The following is a 1,682-nucleotide window of genomic DNA, read 5'->3' as shown; positions in this document are numbered from 1 at the left end:
ACGACCAGCACGTGGAGCGGCGGGCCAAAATCCGTGGACCTGATGACTTCGGCAGTGCCGGCCCGTACGACCGGCGCCTCAGAACCGGCCCGGGCAATGCCGACATACAACGGAATTGTCACCTGTTTCTTTCGCGCCATCTCTTCGAGCAGGTGGACTGCCTCGTTCACGGTCATGTACCGGTCGTCCTGGATGTCGAGATACACGAGCGTGTGCAGCCGGAGGTTTTGGTTTTCGAGGATCACGTCCATCGGCGACGTGGGGGACCAGTGCTCCTGCGGGAACGGCACCGAGCAGGACTTGCCGAACCGGTAGTTCTGGAGCCCCGAGAGCCCGCAGACCGCGCTTACGATCGAGGCACCGTGGACGATCGCGGTAGGGATGCCCCGGTCTGCCGCACGAATCCGGAGATCCGCATGGGTAGTCGAGACCATCGGGTCGCCGGCGCAGAGAAAGACCGTGTTTCCTTTCAGGGCGCAGTCGAGCAGTTCTTCCGGGTGCTGCTCCACATCAGCCCGCATGAGCAGCCGGACCGGTTTTTTGTAGAACGCTTCGAGGTCTTCTCTTGTCGCCCCCATGAGTCGGGATGTGTACCCTTCAAGAAAGACGTGATCCGCGTTCCTGATGAGAAGAAGTCCCTTCTCCGAGATATCCCGCTTGTCATAGAGGCCGAGGCCGATAAAGGTGAGCATGTCCGCGATTCTCCATAAAGAAGGGGAAACCCCGCCGGGATGTGCCGGGGGTCGCCCTGCACTATCAGTAGATAAACCGGGTAATCGAATCCACCAGCGATTCAAGGACATCCCGCACGTCGTCCTTGAGCTGTGCGGAGATCAAAAAGACCGGAATGTTCTTACCAATGCCGATCGTTTTCCGCAACTCCTCTTCACTTATGAGTCCGGGCAGGTCTTTTTTGTTCGCTGCGACAACGATCGGCACGTGCAACTTGGTGATCGTTTTGAAGAGGTGCCGGGCCCGCGTGAGCTGCTCATGGTTCGTTGCATCCACTAAGAGGACGACGCCCATCGCGTTATGCAGGATCACCGGGAGCATCGGGTCGAACCGGGGCTGGCCTGGGGTGCCGTAGAGGGTAATATCAAAATCATTCCAGTGCAGCCAGCCAAAGTCCATGGCAACGGTCGTCACATCGCCCCCGATGCCTGTACGGTCAACCGACATCCCCAGTTCCGTGGCGTTTGCCACGAACCGGGATTTCCCGGATTCCGGCGGCCCGGTCACGACGATCTTGGGAATGTAGGGTACGATATGGCCGTTCTTGACAAGGAAGGGCACCGAACGGCGCAGCTGGGTGGACCATGAGGTATACACGATGGTAAAGTAATTGAAGTGGGGCAGGGGTTGTAACGAGGACTTGATCGAAAGGATAAGGTCAAAGGACTTCCTGACCGCGAGCGACTCAAGGAAGGCATCTCCTTCGAGGTTCAGGTGTTCGATGATGATGGTGGATTCCGGCGGGCAGCAGGCCCGCGAGAGCAGGGAGAGACCTTTTTCCAGGCCGAAATCATCGTAGATAATATCGAAATACCCGAAGATGACCTCGACCTTGTTCTCAATGCTGAGTTTTTTGATCCGGGCCTGCCATTCCTTGTCTGCCGCTCCCCCTTTGACGACGCTCCGCTGTATGCGTTCCCGGTCGACACTGTCCAGAAAGGCGATCTTGT

The 1,682-nt window shown here is 58.0% G+C and carries 2 protein-coding genes; both read right to left on the bottom strand.

From position 1 onward, the window contains the following. Positions 1-692, bottom strand: a 692-nt coding sequence (gene dph5 / locus WCE46_RS02180) for a diphthine synthase (protein ID WP_424732064.1), incomplete at its 3' end; no start/stop codon positions are given. A 64-nt stretch (positions 693-756) separates the two neighbouring features. Further along, positions 757-1,682, bottom strand: a 926-nt coding sequence (locus tag WCE46_RS02175; protein WP_424732063.1) for a GTP-binding protein, incomplete at its 5' end; no start/stop codon positions are given.

The sequence above is a fragment of the Methanoregula sp. genome (genome assembly GCF_049690535.1).
GTDB lineage: Archaea > Halobacteriota > Methanomicrobia > Methanomicrobiales > Methanospirillaceae > Methanoregula.
The sequence above is the reverse complement of the archived record's forward strand: the minus strand, read 5'-3'. Positions and strand labels throughout refer to the sequence as shown.